Raw genomic sequence first — 6,215 nt, 5'->3', positions numbered from 1 at the left:
CTTCCAGATGGTGTGCACGTTGTGTTCCTCCATTCAATTATTAATTGCTGATTTGAACCTTCTCCCGATCCTTCAATCGGTTTTGTCCGGAAACCACGATCTGCTCTCCGTCTTTGACACCGCTGATGACGATCCGGTTTATTCCGAGATCTTTGCCCAAGACCACTTTTCTTTTTTCCGCTGCACTGTTGGAGACGACAAACACATAGCTGTTATTTCCTTCAATGACGATGCTCGATTTCGGCACTGTCAGCACAGTTTGCTTTTGTCCGGCGCCAAGAATCAATTTCACTTTCATTCCCGGCTTTAACTTCTGGTCGGAATTTTCGACGCTTAACTCCAACGCGTAGGTTTGGTTCTGCGGACTCATGACATCGGATAGAAAGGAAACCCTGGCCTTTTTCGCTGCACTGCCGTCCGACAGCTTAAACGGAATTTCGGTTTGTCCGCGCACCAGATTGGCTTCATCCCGGGTGAGATTCGCTTGAATTTTAATCGGGTTCAGCTGCTGGATCGTTCCGGCTGCCTGTCCGGCATGCAGGTTCATCCCGACTTTCAGCTCAAAATCCGTCAAAATCCCGTCGATCGGAGCCTTGACTTGATAATCCGAAAGTGTGCTCTCCATATCCTGCAGCGACACCCGGGCCGTATCCACCTGAAGCCTCAGGGGAGCCGACGGATCGGTTGAATTCAAATTGTCCAGCTGAATCTGCAGCGAGTTCAAATCCAGCTTCGCACTGCTCAACTGGGTATCTGCATTTTCCAGCTGTTTTTTAGTGGCAAGCCCTTGATCGTAATCATTATGAATGCTGCTGTAGTTTTTTTGAAGCTCTTTGATTTGCAGCTGCAGCTTTTCCATGGAATTTTGAATCGTTCTTTTGTTGGCGGCAATGTCCGATTCGGTTTTGTCCAATTGCGACTGCAAATTTCGCAGCGCCAGAACGGCTTTTTCCTTTGCCCTCAAGGCGTCAGAGTCATCCAATTGCATGATGAGGTCTCCCTGCTTGACAAATTCCCCTTTGTTTTTGACAATTTGCTTCACATCACCCCCGGCCTTCAGCACAACATTGACTTCGGTCGATGCGACGACATCGGCATCCTCTTCCATGGCTTGATCTACCGTTTGATTGCCCGCTTGTGCAACTTTGACCGAAGTGACCGTTTTGTCTTGAGAAGCGGCGCATCCCGACAGCACGACCAAAGACAGCATCGTAATGAATAACGAAAATCCAAGACGCTTGAAAGTAGTTCGTTGGTTCGCAAATTGCACCATTGATAATTTTCCCCTTTGCAATTTAATTCGCCGGCACAGGATGCCTATTCCGCGATGACATGCGGTTTTTCCCCGCCTTTATTGAGTTTGGTCCGTTTTATAAATAAAGATAAAAATCCCCCTACGAGAGCCAAGCCCGCAGTAACCATAAACACGTCATCCATTCCGGAAACGACTGACCGAAGCTGCACTTGACCGGCCATATAAGAGACCGCACTTGCATGGGCTTGCGATGCGCTTTGGCCGAGACCGATAAATCCGTTCGTGATTTCCTGCAGATTGACCATCACCTGAGTGGACATCTGATTCAAGCTGTCCCGGTTCAAGGCAGCGTGATAGGTTTGGCGGTTCGTCAACAGAAGCGTCAGCCATGCGATTCCGAAGGAGGAGCTGACCTGGCGGACCGTGTTGTTCAGCGCCGTGCCCCGGCTGATTTTATTCAACGGAATGGCATTCATGCCCGAAGTCTGAATCGGCATCATCATGAGACCCGTACCCACCGAGCGAAGCACCATCCAAAAGATCAACGTGGAATTCGAGGTCGTCGCATCCAAGCTTGCCGTCAAATATAAAGAAAACGATGTAAGCAGCATGCCGGTAACGGCTAAAATACGGCCGCCGATCTTATCGAACAGCGCTCCGGAGATCGGCATCATGATCCCCGCAAAAATGGCCTGCGGGAGCAGAACCAAACCGGTTTGTACAGAAGATAGATGTGATATATTTTGCAAAAAAACGGGAATCAGGAACATGCTGCCCATCAAAATCACGGTCGCAATGCTGGATATGATCAAAGACAGCGTATAAGTAAAATTCTTTAACAATCTTAAATCGAGCAGCGGCTCCTTGACATTCAATTCAATAATGATAAAAGCAATCAAGGAAATGATTCCGATGGAAACAAAGGTTATGACCTCCGTATCGTACAGCCCTTTATCCGGCACGATACCGACCCCGTACAGCAAAGTGGCCATACCGATACTGGAAGTGATCAAGCCCCAAATATCCAAACGCTGATTGACCGATTTATTAAAATCTTTCAAAAGATACCACGCCAGCAGGAAGTCGATGATTCCGAAAGGGACGTTGATCGTGAAGATGAGCCGCCAATTCGAATACTCCGTGATATAACCGCTAAGTGTCGGACCGATGGCCGGCGCGAACATAATCGAGAGCCCGAACATCCCCATGGCTCTTCCCCTGCGCTCCGGAGGAAACATGCTCAGCATCATCGTCATGCTGACCGGCATCAAGGCTCCGCCGCCCAAGCCCTGCACAATTCGGAAGATAATCATAGAGCCATTGCTCCAGGCCAATCCGCACAGGGCTGAGCCCACAGTAAAGATCGACAGTGCAACAAGAAATATTTTCTTGTAGCCGAAACGATCTCCCAAATATCCGGTAACCGGCACAAGTGCTCCTACAACTAGAGCATAAGCGGTAACGACCCATTGAATCTGGCTCTGATTGACTCCGAAAACCGCCATCATTTTGGGGATCGCAACATTGACGATGCTCGTATCCAATATGGCCATGAACACGGCAAGAATGATGACCAGGGAGGCGAGCATCACACCTTTATTTGAAGAAGTTGAAGAAGTTGAAGAAGTTGCTTCTTCCTTTTTGTCCATTTCGCATCTCCCTTGTTTTACAATCTATCGGATGATTCATGATTTGCTGATTTTTACGGTAGCGTTCAAACCGGGAATCAATCTCTCGTCCTGATAATTATCCAAAACGATTTTCACCGGAACGCGCTGAATGATCTTAGTATAATTGCTGCTTGAATTGGATGCGGGCAGAAGCGACAATTCGGAATTGGTCGCCAGACCGATCGTATCCACTCTTCCGGTAAATACGATCCCAGGGAATGCGTCGACACTGATGGATACTTTGTTGCCGACACGAACATTATTTAAATCGGTCTCCTGAATATTCGCCGTAACATAAAGCTTGTTCAAATCCACGGTCATCGCCAAAGCCGCGCCTGGAGAAACCGTTTGGTCTTTGACCGCGTTCGTTGAAACAATGGTGCCGTCATCCGGAGCAATGATATCCAGCGTTGAGTTTGCAGAGGTCTGAACGACTCCCAGTACATCGCCCTTACGGAAAGAATCGCCTTCCTGCGCATTCCATTGGATCAGCGTTCCGGCCGCCAAGGATCCGATCGCACGCAGGTCTCCGTCAATTTTGGCGTCATCCGTGCTTATGTACTTGCTTTCTTGAATGTAGTAATATCCACCACCCAAGCCTCCAATGATTACAATCAACAGGAGTACGGCGATCATGATTTTTCTTTTTTTCATGTGTGGAGCCCCTTTCTGAATTCAACGCGGTTTTAAGTTTTCCATCATTTTGCGAAGCAGTGAAATAAATTGTTCGATTTCAGCTGTGGTCAGATTGCTGAACATGTCGCTCAACAGCTGATCCCGCTTTTGCTTGACCTTCGAGATAATCTCGCTCCCTTTACCGGACAGCTCGATCCAGACGATTCGCCGGTCCGCCTCGTCCCGCGTCCGGTTGACCATCTTGGCGGCGACAAGCCGGTCTATTGCAATTGTTGTGGCCCCCTTGGTCAAATTCAGATGTTTAGCCAATTCGCTCATGGTGATTTTGCCGTTCGAATACAAGGTTTTCATTAGCATGATCTGCTGCTTAGACAAACTGTCAACCGCCGGCCATCTGTTGTTCACGGCAATGGTCGCAAACAGATTATCCAACTCGGCAATTTTGAGTTTAATATCTTCGGTGTCCATATCAAACTCCTTTTATCACAAAATAGTTTTATAATAAAACCAACGAAGAATAATTTACCACGGCGGTTGATCCGGTGACAATTCTCATTTTGCTTCAAAATTGATGAAATTGCCCGAATAACCGTCAATAATTAAGCTGTTGCAGGAGGATGGATTCTTTTTCGCATGAACCGGATAAACAAATCAATCTTCAAATATCCTATTTCATTAATTCAAGAATCAAGATTCCGAGAATCGAGGAAACGATGCCCGACAATTCCAGCGGCGTGAATTTTTCCTTTGTGACAATACGCGTATACAGCAGGATGAACAGCACGTTCAACGAAACGACGGCCGAAACCAGACCGGTGGCCCCGCTGATTTTGAAGGCCGGCATCATCAGCATCATTGCGGATGCATTGGAAATGCCCACAACCATTCCCCAGAGGAATGTTTTCCCCCCCGCTCCATACGAGCCGATCCGCCGTCTCCCGTTGAGCCTCGGACAGCTCGCGCGCCGCTTCCCCTGCAGTCTCCCCCTTGGCTTTCTCCTTTAGTCCGGACGCTCTTGTTCGATCCGTCAGCCAAAAGACAAAGAAAAGCAGTGAACCAGTCATAAACATCACAAATAGAGTCGGAAAGATATCGGCGCCAAGGCGAATCGAATATTTGCTTGACGTATCGTTCAGGGCGAAAAAAAGCACCGCCAACAGTCCCCACTGCGCGCCCTGCAGCCGCTTCAACGAAATATCGTTGGAATACCGGATCATTGTGATTCCGATCAGGATGATCACAAAAGCGAACAGCTGCCACTGGCTCAACGTTTCGTTCCAAAGAAAAAACGTGAAGATCACGACCACAACCGGCGGCAATCCCATCAAAATCGCAATCAATGACGCTTTGCCGACGGCAAAGCCTTTGTATAAGCTGGAGTTGGCGGTAAACGAAAAAATACCCATGAATATTCCGACCAACGTCCCGGTTGTCCAGCTTTGCTTCATGAACAGACTGAGCAGCAAGCTGATCACGGCTCCGCTCATAAAGGATCCCATCAGCATCAGATTGCGATTCATCGGACGCTGTGATGTCCAATGATACAGAATTCCCCGAATCCCAAAGAATATAGCAGAAATTAGCGAAAATGCGAGCCACATCGAATGATATTTCCCCTTTGGTAAAATAAATAAATGTATAATACCTCATATCATATCACTAGTGCTCAGCCCAAATCTATCATTTTCGAGTGCGCCTTAACACGAATAGAGCAATTTTACTGTTAGGATGAAACGGTAATTCATGTTATCCTATGATTGGAAGCATCGGCAGAAAGTTATGCGAAGAGGTGAATGAAGATGTCTTACTCCGATTTCGAGTGGCGGGGACCGGATGGAATGCGCATATTTGCTTGCGAGTGGAGACCGCCCGAGGGAGTCCCGGTCAAAGCGGCGATTGGCATTGTTCACGGGATGGGCGAGCATTCCGGACGCTATCGGCATGTTGCGGAAATGCTGATTGCCGAAGGGTACGCCGTGCTCGTATATGACCAGCCCGGACATGGACGGACGGAAGGATTGCGGGGGCATGCGGAATCCTATGAGGTGCTGCTCGATCAAGTCGGGCTGCTGCTGGACGAGCTGGATCGAAGGTATCCGAAGCTGCCGCGGTTTTTGTATGCCCACAGCATGGGCGGCAATGTTGCGCTCAACTATTTGCTCCGGCGCAAGCCCAAGCTGAATGGAGCGGTGGTAACCGGCCCATGGCTGAAGCTTGCCTTCACCCCGCCTCCGGTTCAGGTGTTTATGGGGCGAATCATGAATCGGATTTATCCCAAATTTACGAATAAACGTCCTCTGGTTGCCGAGCATTTGACTTCCGATCCGGAGATGGCGAAGCTTTATGTCGAGGATCCGCTCGGCCACGGAAGCATTTCCGTGCGCTTCTTCTTTGATGTCGACAGAGCGGGCTTATGGGCGCTGGAGCACGCCGGGGAATTATCCGTGGACCTGCTGTTGATGCATGGCAGCGACGATCAGGTAACCTCCATCCTCGCCAGCAAGCAATTTGCCGAACGTGCCGGAAGCTTGTGCACATTTATGGAATGGCCGGGCTACAGGCATGAGCTGCATAATGAGCTTGGTCGTGAAGAGGTGTTCGCTGCCATGCGGCAATGGCTGAGCGGGCATTTAGAGCAGCACTGACGATTGGCC

General features: G+C 49.0%; 6 protein-coding genes and 1 pseudogene. 1 reads left to right on the top strand and 6 read right to left on the bottom strand.

Translation table 11 applies throughout. From position 1 onward, the window contains the following. Positions 1 to 40: 40 nt before the first annotated feature. From VF724_RS08715 to VF724_RS21520, 6 genes and pseudogenes are all read right to left on the bottom strand, one after another. Positions 41 to 1,273: an efflux RND transporter periplasmic adaptor subunit gene (locus VF724_RS08715; protein ID WP_371753847.1), complete on the bottom strand. Its 1,233-nt coding sequence runs from the start codon at positions 1,271 to 1,273 to the stop codon at positions 41 to 43. A 44-nt stretch (positions 1,274 to 1,317) separates the two neighbouring features. Then, positions 1,318 to 2,904, bottom strand: a complete 1,587-nt coding sequence (locus VF724_RS08710; protein ID WP_371753846.1) for a DHA2 family efflux MFS transporter permease subunit — start codon at positions 2,902 to 2,904, stop codon at positions 1,318 to 1,320. Between the two features lie 36 nt (positions 2,905 to 2,940). After that, on the bottom strand, positions 2,941 to 3,579 hold the full coding sequence (locus VF724_RS08705; RefSeq protein WP_371753845.1) for a biotin/lipoyl-containing protein: 639 nt from the start codon (positions 3,577 to 3,579) through the stop codon (positions 2,941 to 2,943). 21 nt (positions 3,580 to 3,600) lie between these two features. Then, entirely contained in the window at positions 3,601 to 4,029 is a 429-nt protein-coding gene (locus tag VF724_RS08700; protein WP_371753844.1) for a MarR family winged helix-turn-helix transcriptional regulator, read from the bottom strand. 199 nt (positions 4,030 to 4,228) lie between these two features. After that, the gene (locus VF724_RS21525; RefSeq protein ID WP_442788059.1) at positions 4,229 to 4,405 is read right to left on the bottom strand and encodes a hypothetical protein; all 177 of its coding nucleotides are present in this window, start codon (positions 4,403 to 4,405) and stop codon (positions 4,229 to 4,231) included. A 427-nt stretch (positions 4,406 to 4,832) separates the two neighbouring features. Beyond that, a pseudogene (locus VF724_RS21520) lies at positions 4,833 to 5,162 on the bottom strand (EamA family transporter); the annotation flags it as partial. 198 nt (positions 5,163 to 5,360) lie between these two features. Between VF724_RS21520 and VF724_RS08690 the strand changes: the two are divergent. Then, positions 5,361 to 6,206 (top strand): alpha/beta hydrolase, encoded by an 846-nt coding sequence (locus VF724_RS08690; protein ID WP_371753842.1) that lies wholly within the window; start codon positions 5,361 to 5,363, stop codon positions 6,204 to 6,206. The last annotated feature ends 9 nt before the right edge of the window (positions 6,207 to 6,215 follow it).

It is taken from the genome of Ferviditalea candida (assembly GCF_035282765.1).
In the GTDB taxonomy this organism is placed as follows: domain Bacteria; phylum Bacillota; class Bacilli; order Paenibacillales; family KCTC-25726; genus Ferviditalea; species Ferviditalea candida.
This window is presented reverse-complemented; position numbering and strand designations above follow the sequence as displayed.